Below are 23,362 nucleotides of genomic sequence, written 5' to 3'. Positions count from 1 at the left end.
TCACAACAGGGTTGCCTCGCATTCTCGGATGCGAAGCGACGAGCGAATGCAGGTTTCGTGGGGACTGCCGGACGGCTCCATTCCGGGCGACCCTTCCTCGATGGTTGGCTGTTTTTGCTGATAGAAGGCGTGGGCGTAGTGGTCGTGCCCCCTCTCGACACAGCTGAGATACGGGCGGTTGAGGCAGAAATTTTGCCTCAACCGCTCGTTCTTTGTAGGTCAGTCGAGTTGCAGCTCGGGTGAATACATATCAAGCCAGGTGTGCAGGTCGATCGCACGGTCGAGTCCCACACGGGTGTGACTCTCCAGTTTGGTCGGGTCCTGTACGACAGCCCGTTCCAGCCAGGCTCGATCGACCAGATCGAACAGGGCCGAATTACGCTCGGCGAGCAACTGTTTCGCCAGCTGTTGCAGATTGGCCGCGTAGCCGGGGTCCTGGGTCGACGGGTAGGGGCTCTTCACGCGCTGTGCCACCGATTGGGGCAGTACATGTTTCGTGGCGTGCCGCAGCAGGCTCTTTTCGCGGCCGTCGAAGGTCTTGAGCGACCACGGTGTGTTGTAGACGTATTCGACGAGCCGGTGATCGCAGAACGGCACCCGGACCTCCAGGCCGACCGCCATCGATGCGCGGTCCTTGCGATCGAGCAGGGCACGCACGAACCGGGTCAGGTGGAGATGACAGACGGTGCGCATGCGATGTTCGATCTCGGATTCGCCGTCGAGATGGTCGACTTCGGCGACCGCGGTCAGGTACTGGTCGCCGATATAGGTCTCGATGTCCAGGCGCTCTCGCAGGTGTGGATTCAGCACCTGCAGGCTGCTCTCGCCGGCGAGGGGGTTGCTGAACGCCATCCATGGGAAGGTGTCGGCCTTGACGGCCACCTCATCGTGGAACCACCGGTAGCCGCCGAAGACCTCATCGGCGGACTCGCCCGACAGCGCCACCGTCGACTGTGCGCGAATCGCCTTGAACAGCAAATACAGTGAGGTATCCATATCGCCGAGACCGGCGGGAATATCGCGAGCGGCGATGACGGCCCGCCGCACCGACAGGTCCGATAGTTGCGCCGGATTCAGCACCACATCCTCGTGCGCGGACCGCACCAGTGCCGCCACCTCCCGCACGAACGGCGAATCGGGGGTGTCGCGCATTTCGTCGGGGACGAAATTCTCCTCCTGGTCGGCGTAGTCCACCGAGAACGTGCGCAGTTGCTCGCCCTGCTGTGCGAGTCGCGCGGCCGCCAGCCCGGTGATGGCGCTGGAATCGAGTCCGCCGGAAAGCAATACGCATCGGGGCACATCCGCGATGAGCTGGCGGTCGACGATATCGGTGAGCAGGTCCCGGACCTTCGCCACGGTGTCGTCGCGGCTGTCGGTGTGCTCGACGGCGTGGAGACGCCAATAGGTGCGCGGGTGAATTCCATTACGATCCACCGTGATCAGTGTCCCCGGCAGGACCTCACGCATGTCCTTCCACAGCGACCAGCCCGGCGCTTTGGTCAGCGTGAACAGCTCCCGCAAGCCGTCGAGGTCAACCGCCTTGCGCGCCAGCGGATTTGCCAGAATGGCCTTCGGCTCCGACCCGAACACCACTCCGTCGCGGGTCGGGTAGTAGTAGAACGGCTTGATGCCCATCCGATCGCGCACCATGACCAGCGTCTCGGTGCGCTGGTCCCAGATGGCGAACGCGTACATGCCATTGAGGTGGTCGACAACGCTCGTACCCCACTGCAGGTAGCCGCGCAGCACCACCTCGGTATCGCTGTCGGTCTCGAAAGGGTGGCCCAGCCCGGCGAGTTCGGTGCGCAACTCCCGGAAGTTGTAGGTCTCCCCCGAGTACACCAGCCCCACCTCACCCGCAGGTGTGCGCACGCCCATCGGCTGGGCGCCGCCGGGCAGATCGATGATGGCGAGCCGCCGATGCCCGAGTGCGCCGTGGGTGTGCACGAAGGTGCCCCGCCCGTCCGGACCTCGGCAGGCCATAGTTTCCGTCATTGCTTCGAGAACGTGCTGTTCCTGAGTGAGATCGGAATCGAATGCCACCCAGCCCGTAATACCGCACATCCCACAGCCTCCTAAATAGTTAGCCTATGCAATTACTAGTAACTCCGTTGTAACACAACGGGACTCGCACGCGCCAGGGCCACAACGGCCACGGCAGGGCCGCTACGAAGTAGCTCGTGCCACGTCACACCGGGTCGCCGCCTAGCCTGGGCGGCATGACGGACAACCTGCTCGGCGACTTCCTGCGTGCGCGGCGGGCAAGAGTGCGCCCCGGCGAGATCGGGCTGGTCTCCTATGGCCGGCGCCGGGTCGCCGGGCTGCGCCGGGAGGAAGTCGCCGAGTCGGCCGGTATGAATACGGACTACTACACGCACCTCGAGCAGGGGCGCGAGCGGCATCCCTCCGCGCAGATGCTCGATGCGCTGAGCCGGGCGCTGCTACTGAATGTGGCACTGCGGGAGCATCTGTATCGGCTCGCGGGTGTCGCCATGCCGGGGCAGCCGGTCGAAACGGTCAGCCCGGTGCTGCGGCAGATTCTGGAAAGTTACCCGGCCGCACCGGCTTTCGTCCTGAATCCGGCGATGGATATTCTCGCGACCAATGCGATGGCCGACGCGTTCTTCTCGGTGTACCCGCGGATCGACAATCTGGCGCGAATGACCTTCCTCGACCCGGTCAGCCCGCAGTTCTGCGTCGACTGGACGTGGACGTGCCAAGCAATCGTGGCCGGATTCCGTCAGGTCGGGGCACTGTATCCGGACGACCCGCGATTGCAGCTCGTGATCGACGAACTGACCTCGGCCAGTAGCGAATTCGCCGAACTCTGGCGTTCCTACATGCTGTGCGCCGCGACTACCGATCCCCGAGGATTCATCCACCCCGAGGTGGGACTGCTGCGACTGACGTACCAGTCCTTCGATGTACGCGGCGCCGCAGGCCAGCGCCTGATGCTCTACAACCCCGAGCCCGGCCCGACCGTCAACGCCTTGGCCCGGCTCGGCCTCCGAACCGCGACCTGCGCCGACTGAATTGTGCCTGGGTGTCCCGCACCCAGGCATAGAATCCGCGACCGTACCTACCATGCATAGACCCGCTGCGAGCGTTCTTGCAGCAACCACTCGAACCGCAGGAGAGCTCGTGCCGGATACGCGGCCGAACAACCCCCACCCCCGCAATCGCTTCCGGTATCGCGGGGTCGCATCGTCCTGCGCCGCGTTCGTGGCGCTGACGGCCGCCGGCGTCGCCGTACCCTCCGCTGCGCATGCCGAACCCGCATCCTGCTCCCCCGCCACCGCGACCACGTTCGCCGGGCCGGACATCCCGTTCGTCGATTGGGCCGAGAACCTCGGCTACGACGCGCAGGGCAACCTGTGGGTATCGCGGCTCTATCGAAACGTGGTGCAGCGCTACGACTCGGCGGGCCGGATCACCGCCACCGTCCCGGTCACCTCACCGGGTGCGATCCGTCTAGGTCCTGATCACCTGCTGTATGTCGTCTATGGCGACACCACGATGAATATGCTGCCCGGCACCCACAACAGCGGTGTCGTGCGATTCGACCCCGCCGCCGCGGCACCCGTACCCGAGGTCTTCGTCAACGGTCTCGGCATGGCCAACGGCGCCGCATTCGACGCCGCGGGCAACCTCTATATCGCCGATACGACCTCCGGTGTCGTTCGCGTCCGCACCGACGGCACGATCGACACCGACTGGACCGCACAGGCAAAGACGTTCGGCGTCAACGGGATCGCCGTCGAGGGCGATTCGGTCTACACCACCGTCTATCTGAGCCCGCAGGGGCGAATCCTGCGGATTCCGATCGATGCGCCCACCCGGCGGAGCACCGTCGCCGCTATGGCCCTGGCCGACGACCTCACCGCCGGCCCCGGTGGATTCCTCTACGTCGCCACCACTGCGGGCGCCCTCATCCGCGTCGACCGCGACAGCCACAGCACCTGCACCGTGCTCACCGACAGCCCGATGGCGGCGGTGGTGCCGGTCCCGGGCGCCGACGATGACCTGATGGTCGCCACCGGACGCGGCGATGTGCTCCGCGTCCACCTCGGCTGACAGATGCCCGGGACCGCCGACTGACTGCCCGCTGTACGGACCGGTCAGGCCGCCCGGCCGTCCTGCCCGACCGCCGGCGGCTTCAGGATGACGGCGACCGACATCCAGAACCCGGCGGAGGCGACCACCACCAGCAGGGTCGAGAGCGCCTTGTCGTCATAGTGCTGTGCGACCTCGGCGAACAGAGCGTCGGGCACCCGCTCCCGGCCTTGTGCGCTCGGCTGGAATACGGCCTCGGTCAGCGCCAGCGCGGCCCGCTCCGCATCGGTGAAATAGGGTGCGTCCCACCAGGTTGCGACGGCTGCGATCCGATCCTCGGACTCTCCCGCCTTGCGTAGATCGATCGAATGCCGCATCACCTGGTAGGTATTGCCGACGATCTGGCCCGCGCGCAGGTAGACCAGGCTGATCGTGGCCGACGGCACCGAGCCGTTGGCGGCGGCTCGCACAAGTGCGCCCGCCACCTCCTGGATTTCGGGTACGAGCGTATTGGCATCGGGTATGCGCGGTCCCATGGTGTCCTCCACAGCGGTCGAAAGGCTTCTTGTGCAAGGGCTTTCGTGCCCTCCCCCATATGACGTAGGCGGTCGCGGAAAGGTGACCGCCCCGGTCAGCCGATGAGTTCCGCCAGTTCGAGGCGGGAAAGGCGTTCGGGATCGGACAGAATCTGGATCCCGACGATCCGCCCGCCCGTGACGGTGAAGCTGGTGACGGACCTCAGCTCGCCGTCGATGGTGTTGATCAGGCCCGAGGTCCCATTGATTCGCACCGGATACGCGACCGCGGCGGTCGCCATGCGCTGGAAGTTCGCCGCCTGTGCGGCCACGGTCGCGGCACCGCGGAGAATCTGCAGGCCGCCGGTGAGAACACCGCCGTCGACACCCAGCACGACGTCCGGATCCAGAATGGACAGCAGCGCATCGAAATCGCCGTCCCGGGCGGCGCGCTGGAACGCGTCGATCACCCGCCGCTGCCCACCGGGATCGGAATCGGGGCTCGGCGCCGCTGCGCGAATCCGCTGCCGGGCCCGGCTGGCCAACTTCTTGGCGGCCACGGGTGTGCGGTCCACGATGGGCGCGATCTGCTCGAAGGGCAGTCCGAAAATATCGTGCAGTACGAAAGCCAGCCGTTCCGGTGGTGCCAGCTCCGCCAGCACCACCTGCAATGCCAGCCCCAGCGAATCGGCCAGCAGCACTTGCTGTTCCGGGTCGGTCGCATCGTCGCGGCCGACCACCGGATCCGGCAGGTGGACCTCCAGCGATTCTTCCCGCCGCGCTGTCCGGGTGCGGAGCATGTCCAAGCACAACCGGCTGACCACCGTGGTCAGCCAGCCGGGCAGATTGCCGATCTCGCCGGTATCGGTGCGAGCGAGCCGAAGCCACGCCTCCTGCACGGCATCATCGGCCTCCGTCAGCGAACCGAGCATGCGGTAGGCCACCGATTTCAGATGCGGACGCTGTCCCTCGAACTCGACCGCCAGCAAGTCAAGACGCGTCACACTCACACTCCCTCTCGACGGGTGACTCGTAATGCTGACGAAGCAGAGTCGCGAAAGGTGACACGAAGCGCAATGCCAGGTCTACGCGCTGCGCCCGGCCGCCGCCTGGCGGGCGCGGGCCGGTGTCACTACGGTGGGGCGGGTTATGGGTAGCTCGGAGTAGTGGGGATAAGTATGGCGTTGTCGACGATCGAGCAGGTGGTGGCCACGAATCGGAGTGTGCCGCAACGACGCACGATTCCGTTGGCGGTGGTGTGGGCGGTGCTGGTGCTCGGGGCCGCGGCGGGAGGCTACTACCTGGACCAGGTGCTGGCCTCGACGCGGACCATGATGCACCTGGTCGATCTCGGCACCTATCAGATCGCCGCGCAGCGAGTGACCGACGGCGTTTCGGTCTACGACACCCCGCTGCGCGGGCATACCCGCGGCGTCTGGGAGTTCGTCTACTCGCCGTTCGGCGCGCTGCTGTTCGTGCCGCTGGTGGCGCTCCGGGGTGCGTTGTTCACCTGGGTCGGCGCGCTCGGCAACTTCGCCATGCTCGCCGGGTCGATGTGGGCGGCGCTGTCGGTCCTCGGCTACCGGCGGGATCGGCGACTGGTGGTGGTCGGCCTGTCGATCGCCGGTGTGCTCATGCTGTGCGAGCCGATCCGGGAGACCATGGCCTTCGGGCAGGTCAATATCCTCCTGCTGCTGCTCGTCCTGGCGGATATGGCGCTGCCGGATTCCTCGCGCTGGAAGGGTGTGCTGACCGGCATTGCCGCCGGAATCAAACTGACGCCAGTCTTTTTCGTGCTCTATTTCCTGGTGACCCGCCGATATCGGGCCGCCGCCACCGCAATCGGTGCACTCGTGGCCACCATGGCGGTGGGTTTGGCTGTGCTGCCCAAGGATTCGGTGACATTCTGGGGCGGCGCCTTCGACGATCCCGCGCGCGTGGGTGTCCCGCAGAACCCGCAGAACGAGTCGCTGCGCGGCATGATCGCCCGTGCCCTGGGCGGCCATGATCTCCAATTGCTCTGGCTCGCAGGTGCTCTCGCGGTCACGGTGGTCTGCCTGCTGCTGGCGCGGCGACTGTCGGCAACCGGGCGTGAACTGCCCGCGATCGTCCTGTGCGGTCTGACCACCACGGTGGTGTCGCCCTACAGCTGGATTCACCACTGGGTGTGGATCGCCCCGCTGCTGGTCTACCTGGGCGATCTCGCGCTGCGCCGGCGCGGAATCGTCGCGCCGCTGGGCCTGGTCGTGGTCTTTCTCGTCACCTCCGGCGGGGTGTTCGACCTGGTCGGACTCCACTTCGGCAGTGTCTTCGACTTCCCGAACCGCGGCCCGTTCGCGGTCTTCGACCACAACGCCTACATCTGGCTGACGCTCGCGCTGTTCGCGGCGACAGCCCTCCGGTTGCGGCGGCCCGAGGTGTCGAATCGTCGCAACCCAGCTCTCGAACCTGATCTGATCCGCTCCAAAACCTGATCGAAATACCGTGTGGCTCAGCCGATCCGGACATTGTCTCAGCTGAGCCGAATGTCGTTCGAGAACGATTCGGCGCTATCCAGCGCGGTAAGGGCGGCATCGTCCAGATCTATCGTTCCGGCGGCGACATTGGCCTCGAGGTGACCGATGTCCGCGGTGCCCGGAATCAGCAGCACATTCGGCGCATGATGCAGCAGCCAGGCCAGGCCCACCTGTGCGGGCGTGTGGTCCAGTGCCTGCGCGGCAGCGATGACGGCCGGAGCGTCGGTCACCTTCGGCAGACCGGGGAACGCGCTGCCCAGCGGGAAGTACGGCATCCACGCGATGCTCTCGGCGGCGCACAGCTCAAGCATCTCCTCATCGCCGCGCATCACCAGGCTGTAGGCGTTCTGAACGCACACGATCCCGGCCGGAAGGGCGCGGCGCAGGCCGTCGAGGGTCACGCTGCTCAGGCCGATCCCGCCGATCTTGCCCTCCTCGCGCAGCGCGATCATCAGCGCGAGCTGGTCATCCAGGTCCACTACCTGGTCACCCTCGGCCCGCAGACCCGGTCCGGCGTCCAGGCGGCGCAGATTGACCACCGGAATCTGGTCGAGTCCGAGCGATTTCAGATTGTCCTCGACGCTGGCCCGCAGTTGTTCGGGTTGCTGGGCCGGACGCAGCGGAATGCGCCCGCCGCGATTGGGGTCGGCGCCCACCTTGCTGACGACGACAACGCCGTCCTCGGGACCGAATGCGTCGCGAATAAGCCCGTTGACGAACCCGAAACCGTAGAACTCGGCGGTGTCGACATGGTCGATCCCGAGTTCCACCGCACGCCGCAGGAGTGCGATCGCGGTGTCACGATCCTCGTGCAGCCGCTCCAATTGCATTGCGCCGTATCCGATTCGGGACACCGTGTGCCGCCCGAGGGTGCCGCTCCCTCCGGCGCGCGGGACACCGGCGGCCGTGAGCTGGGAAGAAGGTGTGTTGTTCACGCTCATGGGTGTTCTTTCCGTATGAGACGATGAGATAAGCGGAGGAGCCTCCGTTACTTCGAGCGTACCACTTAACCGGAGGGCCCTCCGATTTGAATCCGAACAACACCCCACCCAGCGAAAAGGACCCCGCTGAGCCGTCCCGCACCGCCCGCGCACCGCGCACCGACGCCCTGCGCAATCGCGACAAGCTCCTCGAAGTCGCCCGGACCGCCTTCACCGCCACCGCCGGCCCCGTCTCGCTCGAAGGCGTCGCCCGCGAGGCCGGTGTCGGCATCGGCACCCTCTACCGCCACTTCCCAACCCGCGAAGACCTGGTCGAAGCCGTATACGCCACCGAACTCGACGAGGTCACCAACAGTGCCGCCGCCCTACTCCGCGAACTCCCCCCGGACGCCGCCCTGCGCGCCTGGATGGGCCGCTACGCCGCCTTCTTCACCACCAAGCGCGGCATGATCGATACCCTCCGCGCCGGCTGGGCCTCAGGCCGCATCACCACCCCGAACACCCGCGAACGCATCACCGCCGCCATCGCCATAATCCTGACCGGAGGCGCCGAAACCGGTTCCCTCCGCACGGATATCGACCCGGACGACCTCACCATCATGCTGCTGGGAATCTGCACCGCCGCCGGCGACGCCCCCGACCAGGTATCCCGCCTCCTCGACCTGATCATGGATGCACTGCGCACCATCGATTAGGCCACCCAACTCGATCAGGTCGAGCTTGGGGTTGAGAGCTGTTGCGCCACAGCGGTACTCCGCTATCGCGGAGGCTGTTCGCCGGATCACCGGTTTCGCGGCGATCTCCGGTTGCGCAGGCCTTCGCCGACATGACCGCGAGTGCCTCGCGGCCGGTTGCCTGACCGTCGACAACGACCCTTCGTTCGGCCAGAAAGGCGCAGCCCGTAGCCCAGCTTGTGACCGTATAGCGATGAGCGTGAGACCCCCGCGAATTAACGCGGGGTTAGCTCACATTTCTATTGCTGAATGGTTGCAGACGGGTATAGCGTCAAGGTCCGTTGGTCGTGCTGGCAATTCAACGCGACACGGGTCACGGGTCGGGGATCCCGTAGGCGAAGGAACTGCCATGAACCAATATCCGCCAGCGGTATCTCGGACGGCACTACCGCCCGTCCCCCTCGGCCGCCGCAATTCCGAGCTCATCAAGGTGCTCATCGTGGAAAACGATCCCGCGGTCGCCGAAATGGCTGCGATCGTCTTGGCAAAGGCGGGATACGACCCCGTGCGGGCCGCCACGGGTGGGCAGGCGCTGATCACGACGGATACCTGGCATCCGGACCTGGTGCTGGTGGATCTCGCGCTTCCCGACCTCCGGGGCTCGGAGATCTGCCTGCAGTTGCGGCAGCACACCGTGGTGCCGATTGTCGTCCTCGCCGACGAAACCGATCCGGATTTCATCGAACTGGTGATGGCGGCCGGCGCCTCCGACTATCTACTGAAGCCATTCCGGACCGGTGAGTTGCTCACCCGTATTCACACGCGCCTCACTGGTTCCACGGATATCGTTTAATTCGCATCACGGACGATGATTATCGGCACCTCGACCGAATGCCGCAGCGCATTCCTCGTGGACCCGAGGATCATGCCGGCGAACCCACCACGACCGTGGCTGCGGACGACTACCGGCTGGGCATTTGCGGATTCATCCAGCAGCGAGTGAACCGGCCTGTCGGCCAAGACGATTCGGCGCACCGCAACATCGGGGTAGCGCTGCCCGTAGCCCTTCGAAACCGGCGTCACTGTGATGCCCGGGTGTGGTCATCCGCCGCATCCGTCGGGGCCGAGGCCGACGCGCTCCGGGGTGTTCTCCGCGGCAATGTGGCCGTCGGCATGATGGAATGCCCGCCGCTCACCCTGGACATGGCAATGCTGTTGCGCGACTTCCACACTCGCCATCCCGGAGTCGAGGTGGCCCTGCGCAGCGGCGGCAGCGACCGCATGGTGGAGGAGGTGCGCTCGGCCGAACTCGATATGGCGATTCTCGGGCTGCCGCCGAAACCCTTGCCCGCCAAGCTCCGTGCCCAGCCGCTCTTGGTCGAGGACCTGGTCGGCCTGGTTCACGAAGGCCACGAACTCTCCGGCCGGGTATCGGTGGCCGACCTGACCGGCGAACGATTCATCGACTTCCCGCCCGGCTACGGACTACGCGAGCAGGTGGACCACTGCTTCGCCAGCTCCGGGGTCACACGCCGCGTGGTCTTCGAGGTCGTGCGCGTCGAAGAGATGATCAAATTCGCGGCCCTCGGCCTCGGCATTGCGGTACTTCCCCGGTCGATCGCCCGCGCCGCCACCCGCCGCGCCGCCAAACCACGCGTCCTGGAGATCGCAGATGCCGACCTGCATCGAACCGTCGCCCTCGTCTACCGCCAGGACGGGCCCCAATCCCCCGCTGCCCGAGCCTTTTTCGAGCTCGCCGCCGGGCTGCTCCCCGCGCCTGCCGTACCCGAATCGACTGTCGGGACAGGCACCGGCACATGACCGGTGGCGGCATCTGCCCCGGGAATCGGCGTTGCCTATGCTCGCGGAATGTCGCTGAGCCAACTGGATGTCGTGAACGAGAGCGATGAGCTGCCGGGGCTGGCATGGCTGGACGTGTTCGGCACCGACGACGCCGCTGTGCTGAGCGCGCCTGATCTCATGGTCCAGGTCGGCGATTTCGGCGACGGCGATATCACCGTCACTGCCGGCGCCAAACTTCCCAGCGCCTTGCGTTCGCTCGCACATCTCGGCATCGACTGGGACGACTACGACGGATAGTCAGTGCTGCATGCCCTCCAGTGCTGCTCGAGCCAGCCGGGCGGTCAGCACGGGTGCATCACCTTGGTCGAGGGTTATCCGCCCGACCGCGTAGACGCCGTGGCGTTGCAGGTCGAGGGTGCTGAAGACGCCGCCGGTGTAACCGACGTCGTGCCCGGTCTTGCCCCACAGCACGGTGCCGTCGCCGAGCCGGGTGGTCATCGGCCCGCTGCCGAAACACTGTGTGCCGGCAGGTGCTTTGTCGATATCGCACAGCAGCGTTCCGGCGGCATCACGCGGAACCGCGAACAGTTCCCGCTGCTGCTCGGCCGCGAGCAACTGACCGCGCATCATGGCCAGGAAGAATCGGTCGATATCCGAGGCGGTGGAGATCATCGCCGAAGCCAGTCCGGACTGGTCTGCTATGTCGACAACGGTGCCATCGGTCTTGGTGAGATAGCCGATCAACACGGGTGCCGGTAACGTGGGATCCGTTCCGGGGACCGAGGTTTCGGTGAGCTGTAGCGGCTGCGTAATGCGCTGGCGCACCGCGTCGGCGAACGACATTCCGGTGACGCGTTCGATCAGCAATCCCGCCACCCGGTAAGCGAAGGAGCTGTACTCCTGTTTGGTGCCGGGTCCGAAGTGCGGCCCGGGCCAGGCACGCCCCTTGTCCTGTGGCACCGATCAAGGCGAGCTGACCGGCCGCATTGTCTCCGGGCTGGATCAGAATGGCCTTGTCCAATGCGCCGGTATCCAATCCGGCGGCCGAGGCCGGGCCGGTGGTGCAGGCCGAGGTGACGGCAATAAGGGTGATAAGCAGCCAGAGGCGTTTCATCGGAGACTTCCTTGCATCGCGGCGTGATCGATCCGGCGCAGTCGCGGCCAGGCCCACGCGGCCAGGGACAGCCAGAGGATCAATCCTGTAGTGTCGCCGAGCAATTCGGCGAGCGCGGGATGGGAATGCGAGACGAGCAATTGTTCGACGTAGCTGCTGACAATATTGTTCGATGCGTGCAATGCCACTGCGGGCCATACGCTTCCGGTGATGATGCGCAGGTATCCGGCGTAGACGCTGACCGATATCAGCGTGGCGGTGAAGATCGGAAGATACAGCCACCACGGCGCGCCGCCGGGAATGCCGTCGCCGAGGATCAGGCCGAAGTGGAAGATCGCCCACGCCAGTCCGGTGAGAACGACGGCCTTGCGCGCATCGAGCAGAATGTTCAACTGCGGCTGCAGGAATCCGCGCCAACCCAATTCCTCGAACATGCCTTGGCGTATTCCGCTGAGCACATGCCACGCGCCGATCGGCAGCAGCCATTGCGGTACGCGATCGAAGCCGCAGGCGACGAGTAGGAGCACACCGATCAGGATCGCCACCGCGGGTGCGGCGATTGCCGCACCCAGTGATGTCAACGAGGTGCGGCGAATTCCGAAATCCGCCAGCATATTTCGGCGCTGCCGCGAGATCCCGGCGAGCACGAGCGCGACCACGGACGGCATGGCGAAGACCACCAGGATCGGTGCCCCGGTCAGTCCGAACCCGATCATGGCGGGCAGGACTATCCCGATGTAGGCGCCGACCAGCAGCCATCGTTCGCGGTCCGGATTATCTTTGAACATCAAACATAGTATGCTGCGGATTATGTTTGATAGTCAAACACCAGACGAGAAGGTGCAGCTCGAGGCCCGAGTGGCTGCCGAGCTCGCGGCGTTGCAGGCCGCCAGCGACGACAGTGATCGCGCCCTGGCCGACCACCTCGGCATCGGCCGGACCGATCTGCGCTGTCTGGATGTGATCATGCGGCAGGGCCCGCAGTCGGCAGGACGCCTCGCCGAACTCCTGCACCTCACTCCGGGCTCGGTGACCGCACTCCTCGGACGCCTCGAGGCCAAGGGCTATGCCGTCCGAGAACCCGACCCGACCCATGGGAAGCGGATACTCATTCGCCCCACGGCCCGCGTCGTCGATCTGGTCACGCCGGTGATCGCGAGCCGAATCGCCCGTGGGCGCACCCGATTGGCCGGTTACAGCATTGCCGAACTGACACTCATTCAGGAGTTCCTCGTGCAGACCCGGGAAAGCCACGAACAGTTCACCGAGAACCTCGGCGCGGTGCCGTAACCGAACGCCTACAGGCGAATTCGGGTCGCGCCCGGGCGGTGCGACCCGAATTCCTCAGGTGCGCAATGGCGCTACGCCTTCTCGTCGTCCTCGGCCGCCCACAGCTCATGTTCCTCGGCCGCCCAGGACTTCGACACTTTCCCGGTAAGCATGCCGCGCATGGCTTCTCGGTCCCGCAGCGCATACATGAGGTGACCCACCACCAGGATTCCGAAGGCCAGCGCGAACCAGTCGTGCATCAGGGTCGCGCCCGTGCGCCAGGCCAGCCGGGTCCAATTCGGGAAGTACATGATAATGCCGGTGCCGAGCAGTACGAATATCGATCCGGCGCTCAATGCCGCATTCAGTTTCTGCCCCGCATTGAATTTCCCGACCTGCTCACCGGTCAGGCGCCGGCGTTTGGAACGGAACCACAACCAGTCGGCGCCGGTGAAACGATTGAGCCGCGACAGATCGGCGCGATAAGCCCGTGACGCCAGACCGAGCAGAATCGGGACCGGAAGCGCGAATCCGCAATAGACGTGGATGATTTCGACAGTGTGCCGGTTGCCGACCAGCACCGCGAGCGAACCGTTGTACAGGATCGCCGCGGTCAGAATGCAGATGACGACGAGCACTCCGGTCAGCCAATGCACCCAGCGCTCGGCGCGACTGAACCGGTGCAGGTCGCGCGCGGGCGCGTCAGCTGGTCGGGTCATCATTACGTCCGTTCGACTGCCCGACCCACCCGTCGATCGAGTAACCCCGGTGCTCCCAATAACCCGGAACCACCTCACTGGTCAGCTCGATCCCGGAAAGCCATTTGCAGCTCTTGTAGCCGTACATCGGCGCCACATAGAGCCGCACCGGTCCCCCGTGATTATGGGTCACCGGCCCGTCGATCATCTCCAGTGCGACAAGGACATCGGCGCGGCGCGCCTGCGCGAGGGTGAGGCTCTCCGAGTAGGTGCCGTCGAAGGAGGTGAACCGTACCGCCGTCGCCGCGCTGTTCACCCCGGCTTCGTCGAGCAGATCGGAGAGCCGGACGCCGCTCCAATGCACCTCGGGCACCCGCCACCCGGTGACACATTGGAAGTCGCGCACCAACTTCGTCTGCGGCATGGCCTGCAGATCGGCGAGCGTGTGGCTGCGTTTCTTGTCGACCAGACCGGTGATATCGAGCCGGTAATTGCTCGCGTCGCGCTTCGGAGCGCCGCTGGTGACCGAATAGAAGCGAAATGTATTGCCGACCGGCAAGAGTCCGACCAGACCGGTCGGGTCACGGTTGCCGATCGGCCCGAGCACAGCCTCCAGACCCTTTTGGAGAGCAGAGCCCCCGATCACGCCCGCAGCGCCCGCGGCCAGCAGCCCGAGCACCACACGCCGCCCGACCGGCGCGCCGAGGCGGTCTCGATCGGAGGTCTTTTCGGCTGACACACCTCCACTATCCACCGATAGTCGCCGCGCCCGCGCACCCGGTGGCGGTTACTGTGGAATCAGAATTCGCCGCCCCCGCGGTGCAACCCGAAAGGCAGCCTCATGCGCAGCCCCATCTTCGTCGCGCTCGGCGTCATCATCGGACTGGCCGGCCTGCTCTGGTCGTTGCAGGGCTTCGGTGTCGTCTCGGGCAGCCCGATGAGCAATACCGTCACCTGGTCGATCATCGGCCCGGTCGTCTTCATCGCCGGCGTGCTCATCGCAGTGCGCGGCTACCGCCGCTAGCCGGTCACCGTTCGGTATGTCAGCGGCGAAGGCCGGGTGCCCATGGGCACCCGGCATTCGTGGATCTACGTCAGTTGCCTTGTGCGGCAGCCGAAATCGGCTGCCATTTACGCCACAGCGCCAATCGCGATTCGTAATCGGCGGTGGCGATGGCCAGCGGGACTTCGCCGAGGAAGATACGCAGCGGCGGCTCGTCCGCATCGACTACCGCCAGGATCGCGGTGCCGGTAGCGGTCGGATCGCCGCTGGGCATGCCGGAGCGCTGGCTGGCCCGCGCCGCGCGGGCCGCATCGTAGGCCGGGTTCGGAGTGGCGTGCTTGGACGACGGACCGGACCAGTCGGTGCCGAAACCGCCGGGTTCGATGAGGGTCACGTGGATGCCGAACGGCGCGACTTCCTGTGCGAGGGATTGCGAGAACCCTTCGAGGGCCCACTTCGAAGCGTGGTACGCGCCGAGGTTCTGGAAGGCGGAGATGCCGCCGATGCTGGAGACCTGAAGAATGTGGCCGCCGCCCTGCGCACGCAGGATCGGCACGGCCGCCTGGGTGACCCACAGCGCCCCGAAGACATTGGTTTCGAACTGCGCCCGCAGTTCGTCCTCGCTGAGTTCCTCGATCATGCCGAACTGCCCGTACCCGGCATTGTTGACGACCACGTCGAGGCGTCCGAATCGCTCGGCCGCCTGCTGTACCGCGGCGAAGTCGCCGTCCCGGTCGGTGACATCCAACCGGATCGGCAGGAAGGTGTCGGGGTATTTGCCGACGATATCGTCGAGCGTGGTCAGGTCGCGCGCGGTGCCCGCGACGCTGTCGCCTCGCTCCAGCGCCGCGAGTGCCCATTCGCGGCCGAATCCTCGTGAGACTCCGGTGATGAACCAAACTTTGCTCATGCGATCACGGTAGTAACCTGGAGTGCACTCCAAGCAAGTGGCTATCCGGCGCGCTGCGACGACGACATCGAATCGGTGTCATCGTCAGAGCTGCTGCCGCCCACCACGTTCTCCAGCAGGCTGGCCACAATGCCGAGGACGAGCATGACGATCAGCAGCGCCTGACCCGCTTGCGAGAGCATGAGCGGCCGGGTCGGCGACTGCGGCACCGGCTCGATCCAGGGCGCGTCGGGCATGGCCACCGGCAGCGGCTGCTGATCGCCGAAGACGCCCTTCAGGTACGCGGGGGTCAGCAGGTAGGTGTAGGCCTGCGTGCGAATCTGGGCGCGCAGCACCGCCGAGGTGGACTCGAAGACCGAGCGCGGCATGCGGCCGGCAATGAGCACGATCAGCCACAGCACGAACGCGATGATCGCCCAGCCGGACATGAGCCAACTGGTGAACACCAGAATCGGGAACGCCAGCACCAGCCGGAACAGCACCGCCACCCGATTCAAGGGTGTCGGCGCCGGGAACAGTACGCGCACCGGGTAATCCGGCGGGTTCCAGGCGAACGGCGGGTAGGCGTCGACCAGCAGCATCGAATACGCGGTCACCCGAGCGGTGTAGGCGAAGTAACCGCGCAGATAGTCACCGCACCAGTCCGGCAATCGCCCGGTCACCAGTGCGGCGAACCAGCCGCACACCACCACGAAGAAGGCGGCCAGGCTCAGGAACCACAGCACGATCGCCTGCGGAATCACCAGCAGGGCGCGCAGCAGGACGGTCCATCGGCGATGCTGTTCGGGCGGAAAGACATCCAGCTCGACCAATGTCTCACCGCGGGCCGGCCAGGTTTCGCTCGGCCAGGATTCGCGCACAGTCATGCGATCACACTCGCTTTCACAGTCGAGCCGAACTCGGTCGACCGAAATGTAGCTCGGAGTGTGCTGATCGCCCGGGAACCGCGCCGCCGTGGATGCGGTTGCCGGTGCCGGTGATTCGGGTCAGGTGCGCGAGCGCCACGCCTGCTGGTCGATGGTGCGCGGCCGTGGGGTGCGGCTCTGCCGGGCGTACTGGCCTGGGGTTTGTCCCTTCCACGCCCGGAATGCCGAGCCGAAGGCGGAGACGCTCGCATAGCCCAGCCGGCAGGCCACGCTCTCGACAGTCAGTCCCGCAGTGAGCAATTCCTCGGCGAGCAAGCCGATCGTCTCGCCGCTCAACTCCCGGAACGATGTCCCGTCGTCGGCGAGGCGACGCCGCAGCGTCCGCACGCTGATGCCCAGATCGGCGGCGATATCGGACTGATCCGCCATCCCCCGGCGATGAATGAGCAGTTCACGAACCTGTCCACTGATTCCGCCGCGCTTCTGCCGATGCTGCACGATCTCCGCGCACTGCTCTTCGAAGATCTTCATGCTGGCCGGGTTCGCCTGCGGCAGTCGAAGTTCCAGCGAGGATGCCTGCAATGTCAATACCAGATTCGGTGCGCCGAAGGTCATCTCGGAAACGCCGAGCATGGCGAACACCGTTTCGTACATGGGATGTCGCTCCAGCGGGACCTCGAGCCGGACGGCGGGCAGTCGCATCGGCAGCAGGTCCTGCTGGACCGTGCCGATCGCCACCAGATCACGTTCCAAGGCGAATCGGCGGATACCGGGCGGCACCATGCTGTCGTCCCGGACGATGGCGACGTCAGCGCCCCGATTCTCCAGCTTGTGCAGGGCGACGGTGAATGACATATCGACGTAGCGCAGCCCGATCTCCAAAGCATGGCGGAGATTCGGGCTGGTACTGATAGCGAAGCCCCAGATGCCGAGACTTGTTGGATGACACTGCATTCCGGCCAGCAACCCGAGCCCCGGCTCGTCAGCGGTACCGGCGAGGATATTGCCGATCAACTCGAACTCCTGCTCGAGTTCGATCTCCGCCGACGGATCGGTCAGATCGCTCTCCTTGATGCCGGTATGCAGCAGCATGGAGTCCGTCGACAGGGCTCGCCCCGCGCCGAACTCGACCAGCAGAGCCGCATTATTGATGGAGCGCAACCGCCCAAGCTCGCCCGACATCCCGTTATCTTCGCAAACTTGCGGCACACATTTGCGTGAAATCCCCAGGTAGCTACAACGCTGACGCGACAGTGACCACCGGATCCGGTGGAAAGTGCGGGCTCTGGTTGGATGGGACCAGTGACAAGCGTCCCCTTCAAATTGGTCGGCCCCTACCTCTTCGAGCAGGTGATGCCGGCGTGGGCGCCGCAGTTTCCCCAGTTCGACACCGTGGTCGGCTACTCGGACCTCGGGCACGCCTTCCTGATGAGTACGCGTACCGGCGAATACGCGGTGCTCGACCCGTACAGCCCCGGCACCAAGGGTTACGGCACCTTCGCGGAGATCACCGCATTCATCGACCGGGTGCTGTTCGATCCCGACTTCCTCACCTATGTGCTGCAGCCGCAGCATGTTTCGGCAATCCGGCGGCGACTGGGCCCGCTGGCCGAGGACGAGGTCTATATCGCCACCCCGTATCCGTTCCTCGGCGGTTCCGAGGATCCGGGTTCCTACCACAAGGGCGGTGTGTGGGTGTTTTTCGATCTGGTGGCGCAGGCGCACGGGTTCGAGAGCGACTGAGGGGCCCGGCCCTGGAACCCGATAACGGGGCTACGCTCAGGGTATGACGCCTGAACGGCACCCCTCGGAACAATTCGACGTGGTGGCGGTGGCCTCGTCGGCAGGGGGCGTCAGCGCGCTCGGCGTACTGCTCGGCGCGCTCGGTCCTGACCTGCCGGTGCCGATATTCGTTGTGCAGCATCTGGATCCGCGGCACAAGACGGTGCTCGCCCAAGTCCTCGCGCGCCGCACCGAACTCGATGTCAAACTCGCGGAGACCGGTGAGCGCGCGCTCGCGGGCACCGTCTATCTGGCCCCGCCCGACCGGCATCTGCTGGTCGGCGACGGCGGCATCGTGACGCTGTCGAGCAGTGAACTGGTCCACTTTCTGCGTCCCTCAGCGGATTTGCTCTTCGAGTCGATCGCGGGTGCATACGGACCGCGGGCGATTGCCTGTGTGCTGACCGGCACCGGCAGCGATGGCTCCATGGGGGTCGAGGCGGTGAAGACGCGCGGCGGCACGGTCATCGCCGAGGACCCGGCTACGGCGGAGTTCACCGGCATGCCCAAGTCCGCGGTGAGCACGGGTTCGGTCGACTTCGTGCTACCTCTCGACGAGATCGCAGCGGTGATCCGCGAATTAGTCGAGACCGAGAGGAAGTAATGACCGAACCGACCGGTGTGGATCCCGACCATGAGCTCGAGGATCTGCTCGGCTTCATTCGCGATGCGCGCGGGTTCGACTTCACGGGGTACAAGCGCTCCACCCTCACGCGCCGCATTCGAAAACGGATGGGTGAGGTCTCGGCGCTGACCTATCCGGACTACCGCGACCGGCTCGAGGCCGATGCGGACGAGTTCCGGACGCTGTTCAATACGATCCTGATCAATGTCACGGCCATATTCCGGGATCCGGACGCCTGGACGCTGCTGCAGCGTGAAGTGGTGCCCGAGGTCATCGCCTCCGTCGCGCCCGAATCGGAAATTCGGGTGTGGAGCGCGGGCTGCTCCAGCGGCGAAGAGGCGTACTCGCTGGTCATGATATTCGCGGAGGCGCTCGGCATCGAAGAGTGCATGAACCGCGTCAAGGTCTACGCCACCGATGTGGACGAGGAGGCGCTGCGCGAAGCACGGGCGGGTTTGTATCCGGCCAAGTCGCTCGATGCGCTGTCCCCGGAATTCCGCGAGAAATACTTCGAACCGAGCGGCGCCCAGTTCGCCTTCCGTCCGGATCTGCGGCGGCGCGTGATCTTCGGCCGCCACGACATCACCCACGATGCGCCCATCTCCCGGCTGGATCTGCTGGTGTGCCGGAATACCCTGATGTACTTCAATGTCGAGGCGCAGAGCCAGATCATCGACCGCTTCCACTTCGCTCTGCGCGAGGCCGGCTATCTGTTCCTCGGCAAGGCCGAAATGCTGCTGAGCGACGGCGAGCGGTTCGAGGCGATCAGCATTCGCCAGCGCATCTTCCGGCGGCGGCCGGGCGGCGGCGGCCGGCCGTATTCCGTTCCGGCATTGAAGATGCGGCCTGGCGTCGGTGTGGAAATGCAAGCGGCTTCCCGCATGCGCCAGCTGCGCGACCTGATCCTCGATGCGGCCCCCGGCGCGAGCATCGCACTGGACGCGGACGGGTCCGTCGTCATGATCAACAATCAGGCGCGCGCCCAATTCGGCGTCTCGAACAATGATGTCGGCCGTCCTTTCCGAGACCTCGAATTGTCTTATCGGCCCACGGAACTGCGCTCTCTCATCGACCAGGCCACGCACGAGCGTCGGACGCTGCGTGTCACTGCGGCCGAACGCCGCCTCGGTGAGGACCTGCAGTACTTCGACATTCTCATCCAGCCGATCTCGCAGGGGCCCAGCCTGCCGGTCGCCATCAATATCACTTTCTCCGATGTCACCCTGGCGACCCGGCTGAAGGAGGAGGTCAAACGAGTCCGCGAAGACCTCGAGACCGCCTACGAGGAACTGCAATCGACCAATGAGGAGCTGGAGACCACCAACGAGGAACTGCAATCCAGCATCGAGGAACTCGAAACCACCAACGAGGAACTGCAATCGACGAACGAGGAGCTGGAAACCGCCAACGAGGAACTCCAGTCCGGCAATGAAGAGCTCGAAACGATGAACGACGAGATGCGGCTCCGGACAATGGATCTCAACGAGGCGCGCGCCTTCCTGGAAGGTGTGATGAGCAGTATCGCAGCCGGCGTCGTCGTGCTGTCCGCGGATATGAAGGTGCGCAGCTGGAATCGTGGTGCGAGCGAACTGTGGGGCCTGCGCCCAGATGAGGTGCTCGACGAGCACTTCTTCTCGCTGAGTTTCGGATTGCCCACCGCCCAATTGCACGAGATCATTCAGGACTGCATCGCCTCCGGTAAACGGGCGGGACCGCTCAGCGTTCCCTCGGTGAACCGCATCGGCCGCACCATCGCGTGCGCGGTGACCTGTTCCCCGTTCGCCGGGCACAAAGGCGGCGTGGTGCTGTTGATGGAGGACATCGCAGACGCTGCCGTCGGCTGATACCGGGAGCCGTATGCTACGACCATGACCGCATCGAGCAGCGGTTCGGAATCGCTTGCCGCACAAGTAGCCACCGCGTGGCTGAATGTCACGCGGGCTCGCGAACGCGCCGCGCGGCAGCAGGTATCGGCCGAGCGGCATGAGCGTCTCGCCGCCGAAACGGGTCGGCAGTTTCACCTGACCATGGCAGATATGCACCACCGGATGATCGCTCGCCATCTCGCGGCAGCGCGCCTGCAGGAGTCCTACGCGCGCCGCGTCACCGCGTGGCTGGTGGATCGCGGTACGCGTCCGCCGGTGTTCATGACGGGGGTCGCCGAGGCATGCGGGGCCGGAAGTGCCGCGCTCACGCTGGTGGGCGCCGATCTGAGTGAGCTCGCGGTCGCGGCGTCGAACCAATCCGCGCGCAGTGCACAGGATTTGGAGTATGTCCTCGGCGCCGGCCCGGCCGTGGACGCCGCGCGTGATCGCCGGCTCGTCGCGGCCGCCGGGCCCGCGATCGAAGAACGCTGGCCCTGTTACGGATCCGCGCTGGCGGCGCTGGGCGTCGCCGCCGTGGTCGCTGTACCGTTGCGGACGCCCGCCGGATCTATCGGCGCGCTAACGGTTTTCGATCCGCGGCCCGGCTGGGCGGAATCCGGGATCATTATTGAGGTGGCCGCCGCGCTGTCGGTCAGTGGCGTCCTGATCGGCCCGGACGGTGACCCCGGGCTGTACGGCGGGGCCGATCACCGGCCGGTCGTGCACCAGGCGGCCGGGCGACTGGCGGAACAGTCGCAGTGTTCGATCAGCGATGCGCTGGCCCTCATCAAGGCCCGCGCGTTCGCTACCGGAGAGCCTTTGGAAACCGTTGCACAGCAGATAACTCTCGGAGCTTCGAGACTCGATTGAGGGGAAGTCATGACCAGGCCGGATCAGCGGCTTGCCGATGCGTTCGTATCGTTGGCCGAGAGGCTGCGCGACGACTACGACATACCGGCGCTGCTGACCACGCTCGCGGACTGCAGCGTCGATGTACTGGGTGTCGGCGCGGCGTCGGTAATCCTCGACGAAAGACCCGGAGTTACGGTGAGCGGCGCCTCGGATCCCGAAGTCGCACAATTGGAAACAGAGGCGTCGGCCTGGCGGGAGGGCCCGGGCTACGACTGCCGCCGGACCGGTGCGCCGGTGGTCGAGGCCGTGCTGGACGGTCCGATCCCCCGGCAGCGCTGGCGGCGATATGTGCCGCGGGCGCACACCCTGGGCTACACCCGGGTGGCGGCCGTCCCGCTGCGGATGCGTGAATCCCCGGTCGGTGCACTGGTGCTGTATCGCGAGGGTTCCGATCCGCTGGACCCTGCGGCCTTGGTCCTCGGCCAATCCCTGGCCGATGCCGCCGCGATCACCCTGCTGCGCGAGCGCGAGCTGAACGAGAGCCGCACGCTGAGTGCGCAATTGGAACTCGCCCTGTCCAGTCGTGTCGTCATCGAGCAGGCCAAGGGCATTATCTCGACCCGTATGGCGCTGACCATGGACGAATCGTTCGCCGTCCTGCGCCGGTATGCGCGCAATCATCAGTTGTTGCTTTCCACACTTGCACGCGATGTGGTGGAGGGCCGAGTCCAACCCTGAGGCTTTCGATCGCGGTGCGTATAACTGGTGATAACGCGCCCGGTCCGCGCAATCGTTGGGCGATGACATCCACCGAGGTGAAATCCACCACCGACTCCGACCTGGATGCAATTTTCCGGCCGATCTTCGACCGTATTGCCGCAGGTGCAGTCGAACGCGAAATCGATCGCAAGCTCTCCTTCGAGGAGGTGGGCTGGCTACGCGAGGCGCGTTTCGGTGCCCTGCGGGTGCCGGTGGAATTCGGCGGCTACGGCGTCACCGTGCGGCAGTTGTTCCGGCTGTTGACCGAACTCGCCGCCGCCGAATCGAATCTGCCGCAGGCACTTCGGGTGCATTTCTCGTTCGTAGAGGATCAATTGCTCGCCGAGCCCGGTCCCGAGCGGGAACGGTGGTTGCGCGCGGTGGTCGCGGGCACGCTGGTCGGCAATGCCATTACCGAACCGGGTGTGGGCGCCGTCGATCGCTACCGGACTCGCCTGACCGCCTCGGGTGAGGGGTTCCTGCTCAATGGCACGAAGTACTACAGCACCGGTTCGCTGTATGCCGATCACATCCTGGTCGCGGCGGATCGTGACGGCGAGCGGGTGGGTGTGCTTGTCGAGGCGACGGCCGAAGGTGTACGCCAGCAAGATGATTGGGACGGTTTCGGGCAGCGGCTGACGGCCAGCGGTACCACGGACTTCACCGATGTGGCCGTGCGCCGGGATCAGGTGCTCGGGCCCGGCTACGGTGCTCCCGGGCCGACCTACGCGACCTCCTATCTGCAGTTGGTGCAGCTCGCGGTGCTTGCCGGAATCGCGCGGCGTGCGGAACTCGATGCCCGCGAGTGGGTCGCGGCGCGCACGCGCGGCTACACCCACTCGGCCGCCGATCTGCCCCGGCAGGATCCGCTGGTGCAGCAGGTCATCGGCCGCCTGTCGGGTGCGGCCTTCGCGGCACGGGCCAGTGTGCTCGCGGTCGCCGACGTCCTGGATGAGGTGCTGGACGACGGCGCACGTGACGAAAAGGCCGTGGTCGCAGCGGAACTCGCCGCCGCCCAGGCGCAGCTGGCGGTGATCGACCTGGTGCTGCCTGCCACCACGCTGCTGTTCGAGGTCGGCGGCGCGTCGATTGTGTCCGAGCGGCTGCGCCTGGATCG

At 65.7% G+C, this 23,362-nt stretch carries 27 protein-coding genes; 15 read left to right on the top strand and 12 right to left on the bottom strand.

The features are described from left to right. Nucleotides 1-219: 219 nt before the first annotated feature. The gene (gene asnB, locus JWN03_RS35205) at nucleotides 220-2,064 is read right to left on the bottom strand and encodes an asparagine synthase (glutamine-hydrolyzing) (protein ID WP_297624298.1); all 1,845 of its coding nucleotides are present in this window, start codon (nucleotides 2,062-2,064) and stop codon (nucleotides 220-222) included. 155 nt (nucleotides 2,065-2,219) lie between these two features. Here asnB and JWN03_RS35200 point away from each other — a divergent pair, with 155 nt between their 5' ends. Both JWN03_RS35200 and JWN03_RS35195 read left to right on the top strand, forming a co-directional pair. Beyond that, complete coding sequence (locus JWN03_RS35200) at nucleotides 2,220-3,032, top strand: helix-turn-helix transcriptional regulator (RefSeq protein ID WP_297624295.1); 813 nt, start codon at nucleotides 2,220-2,222, stop codon at nucleotides 3,030-3,032. A 109-nt stretch (nucleotides 3,033-3,141) separates the two neighbouring features. Further along, nucleotides 3,142-4,074, top strand: a complete 933-nt coding sequence (locus JWN03_RS35195; protein ID WP_297624292.1) for an SMP-30/gluconolactonase/LRE family protein — start codon at nucleotides 3,142-3,144, stop codon at nucleotides 4,072-4,074. A 44-nt stretch (nucleotides 4,075-4,118) separates the two neighbouring features. On the opposite strand, the gene JWN03_RS35190 is transcribed toward JWN03_RS35195, so the two are convergent. Then, nucleotides 4,119-4,589, bottom strand: a complete 471-nt coding sequence (locus JWN03_RS35190) for a carboxymuconolactone decarboxylase family protein (protein WP_297624289.1) — start codon at nucleotides 4,587-4,589, stop codon at nucleotides 4,119-4,121. Between the two features lie 95 nt (nucleotides 4,590-4,684). Further along, nucleotides 4,685-5,572 carry a sigma-70 family RNA polymerase sigma factor gene (locus tag JWN03_RS35185; RefSeq protein ID WP_297624286.1) on the bottom strand — a complete coding sequence of 296 codons (888 nt, stop codon included), beginning with the start codon at nucleotides 5,570-5,572 and terminating at the stop codon, nucleotides 4,685-4,687. A gap of 174 nt (nucleotides 5,573-5,746) precedes the next feature. Between JWN03_RS35185 and JWN03_RS35180 the strand changes: the two genes are divergently transcribed. Further along, entirely contained in the window at nucleotides 5,747-7,042 is a 1,296-nt protein-coding gene (locus tag JWN03_RS35180) for a glycosyltransferase 87 family protein (RefSeq protein ID WP_297624283.1), read from the top strand. 38 nt (nucleotides 7,043-7,080) lie between these two features. Here JWN03_RS35180 and JWN03_RS35175 read toward each other — a convergent pair whose 3' ends face one another. Continuing rightward, nucleotides 7,081-8,025, bottom strand: a complete 945-nt coding sequence (locus JWN03_RS35175; RefSeq protein WP_297624280.1) for an aldo/keto reductase — start codon at nucleotides 8,023-8,025, stop codon at nucleotides 7,081-7,083. 167 nt (nucleotides 8,026-8,192) lie between these two features. On the opposite strand from JWN03_RS35175, the gene JWN03_RS35170 reads away from it, so the two are divergent. Continuing rightward, complete coding sequence (locus JWN03_RS35170) at nucleotides 8,193-8,720, top strand: TetR/AcrR family transcriptional regulator (RefSeq protein WP_297624317.1); 528 nt, start codon at nucleotides 8,193-8,195, stop codon at nucleotides 8,718-8,720. A gap of 388 nt (nucleotides 8,721-9,108) precedes the next feature. Continuing rightward, nucleotides 9,109-9,552, top strand: a complete 444-nt coding sequence (locus JWN03_RS35165) for a response regulator transcription factor (protein ID WP_297624278.1) — start codon at nucleotides 9,109-9,111, stop codon at nucleotides 9,550-9,552. Here JWN03_RS35165 and JWN03_RS35160 read toward each other — a convergent pair. Then, entirely contained in the window at nucleotides 9,549-9,734 is a 186-nt protein-coding gene (locus JWN03_RS35160) for a universal stress protein (protein WP_297624275.1), read from the bottom strand. The genes JWN03_RS35165 and JWN03_RS35160 overlap by 4 nt on opposite strands. Between JWN03_RS35160 and JWN03_RS35155 the strand changes: the two genes are divergently transcribed. After that, nucleotides 9,648-10,520, top strand: coding sequence for a LysR substrate-binding domain-containing protein (locus tag JWN03_RS35155; protein ID WP_297624273.1), 873 nt, complete (start codon nucleotides 9,648-9,650; stop codon nucleotides 10,518-10,520). The genes JWN03_RS35160 and JWN03_RS35155 overlap by 87 nt on opposite strands. Nucleotides 10,521-10,568: 48 nt before the next feature. Beyond that, on the top strand, nucleotides 10,569-10,799 hold the full coding sequence (locus tag JWN03_RS35150) for a hypothetical protein (protein WP_297624270.1): 231 nt from the start codon (nucleotides 10,569-10,571) through the stop codon (nucleotides 10,797-10,799). On the opposite strand, the gene JWN03_RS35145 is transcribed toward JWN03_RS35150, so the two are convergent. Next, nucleotides 10,800-11,462, bottom strand: coding sequence for a serine hydrolase domain-containing protein (locus tag JWN03_RS35145; RefSeq protein ID WP_297624267.1), 663 nt, complete (start codon nucleotides 11,460-11,462; stop codon nucleotides 10,800-10,802). Nucleotides 11,463-11,612: 150 nt separating this feature from the next. Next, entirely contained in the window at nucleotides 11,613-12,404 is a 792-nt protein-coding gene (locus JWN03_RS35140; protein ID WP_297624264.1) for a CPBP family intramembrane glutamic endopeptidase, read from the bottom strand. A 22-nt stretch (nucleotides 12,405-12,426) separates the two neighbouring features. On the opposite strand from JWN03_RS35140, the gene JWN03_RS35135 reads away from it, so the two are divergent. Continuing rightward, entirely contained in the window at nucleotides 12,427-12,906 is a 480-nt protein-coding gene (locus tag JWN03_RS35135; RefSeq protein WP_297624261.1) for a MarR family winged helix-turn-helix transcriptional regulator, read from the top strand. Between the two features lie 71 nt (nucleotides 12,907-12,977). On the opposite strand, the gene JWN03_RS35130 is transcribed toward JWN03_RS35135, so the two are convergent. Together JWN03_RS35130 and JWN03_RS35125 are read right to left on the bottom strand one after the other, a co-directional pair. Next, entirely contained in the window at nucleotides 12,978-13,604 is a 627-nt protein-coding gene (locus JWN03_RS35130; RefSeq protein ID WP_297624258.1) for a cytochrome b/b6 domain-containing protein, read from the bottom strand. Beyond that, nucleotides 13,588-14,322: a molybdopterin-dependent oxidoreductase gene (locus JWN03_RS35125; RefSeq protein ID WP_297624255.1), complete on the bottom strand. Its 735-nt coding sequence runs from the start codon at nucleotides 14,320-14,322 to the stop codon at nucleotides 13,588-13,590. Before JWN03_RS35125 ends, JWN03_RS35130 begins: the two co-directional genes overlap by 17 nt. A gap of 102 nt (nucleotides 14,323-14,424) precedes the next feature. Here JWN03_RS35125 and JWN03_RS35120 point away from each other — a divergent pair, with 102 nt between their 5' ends. Further along, nucleotides 14,425-14,607 carry a hypothetical protein gene (locus JWN03_RS35120; protein ID WP_297624252.1) on the top strand — a complete coding sequence of 61 codons (183 nt, stop codon included), beginning with the start codon at nucleotides 14,425-14,427 and terminating at the stop codon, nucleotides 14,605-14,607. Nucleotides 14,608-14,677: 70 nt separating this feature from the next. On the opposite strand, the gene JWN03_RS35115 is transcribed toward JWN03_RS35120, so the two are convergent. The 3 genes from JWN03_RS35115 to JWN03_RS35105 form a co-directional block, all read right to left on the bottom strand. Continuing rightward, nucleotides 14,678-15,496 carry an SDR family oxidoreductase gene (locus JWN03_RS35115; protein WP_297624250.1) on the bottom strand — a complete coding sequence of 273 codons (819 nt, stop codon included), beginning with the start codon at nucleotides 15,494-15,496 and terminating at the stop codon, nucleotides 14,678-14,680. A 41-nt stretch (nucleotides 15,497-15,537) separates the two neighbouring features. Continuing rightward, nucleotides 15,538-16,362 carry a DUF4389 domain-containing protein gene (locus JWN03_RS35110; RefSeq protein WP_297624247.1) on the bottom strand — a complete coding sequence of 275 codons (825 nt, stop codon included), beginning with the start codon at nucleotides 16,360-16,362 and terminating at the stop codon, nucleotides 15,538-15,540. A gap of 120 nt (nucleotides 16,363-16,482) precedes the next feature. Beyond that, a complete protein-coding gene (locus tag JWN03_RS35105) occupies nucleotides 16,483-17,544 on the bottom strand; it encodes an AraC family transcriptional regulator (protein ID WP_297624244.1) in 1,062 nt (353 codons plus the stop codon). A 120-nt stretch (nucleotides 17,545-17,664) separates the two neighbouring features. Here JWN03_RS35105 and JWN03_RS35100 point away from each other — a divergent pair, with 120 nt between their 5' ends. The 6 genes from JWN03_RS35100 to JWN03_RS35075 form a co-directional block, all read left to right on the top strand. Beyond that, the gene (locus JWN03_RS35100; protein ID WP_297624243.1) at nucleotides 17,665-18,105 is read left to right on the top strand and encodes a T6SS immunity protein Tdi1 domain-containing protein; all 441 of its coding nucleotides are present in this window, start codon (nucleotides 17,665-17,667) and stop codon (nucleotides 18,103-18,105) included. Nucleotides 18,106-18,148: 43 nt separating this feature from the next. Further along, complete coding sequence (locus tag JWN03_RS35095) at nucleotides 18,149-18,748, top strand: chemotaxis protein CheB (protein ID WP_297624237.1); 600 nt, start codon at nucleotides 18,149-18,151, stop codon at nucleotides 18,746-18,748. Beyond that, nucleotides 18,748-20,613, top strand: coding sequence for a CheR family methyltransferase (locus JWN03_RS35090; protein WP_297624235.1), 1,866 nt, complete (start codon nucleotides 18,748-18,750; stop codon nucleotides 20,611-20,613). Before JWN03_RS35095 ends, JWN03_RS35090 begins: the two co-directional genes overlap by 1 nt. 24 nt (nucleotides 20,614-20,637) lie before the next feature. Next, nucleotides 20,638-21,504, top strand: a complete 867-nt coding sequence (locus JWN03_RS35085; protein WP_297624232.1) for an ANTAR domain-containing protein — start codon at nucleotides 20,638-20,640, stop codon at nucleotides 21,502-21,504. Nucleotides 21,505-21,513: 9 nt separating this feature from the next. Beyond that, complete coding sequence (locus JWN03_RS35080; RefSeq protein WP_297624231.1) at nucleotides 21,514-22,224, top strand: GAF and ANTAR domain-containing protein; 711 nt, start codon at nucleotides 21,514-21,516, stop codon at nucleotides 22,222-22,224. A 62-nt stretch (nucleotides 22,225-22,286) separates the two neighbouring features. After that, nucleotides 22,287-23,362 (top strand): acyl-CoA dehydrogenase family protein (locus JWN03_RS35075; protein WP_297624229.1); only part of this gene is annotated, 1,076 nt, incomplete at its 3' end.

It is taken from the genome of Nocardia sp., from assembly GCF_025465275.1.
Lineage (GTDB): Bacteria > Actinomycetota > Actinomycetes > Mycobacteriales > Mycobacteriaceae > Nocardia.
The sequence above is the reverse complement of the archived record's forward strand: the minus strand, read 5'-3'. Positions and strand labels throughout refer to the sequence as shown.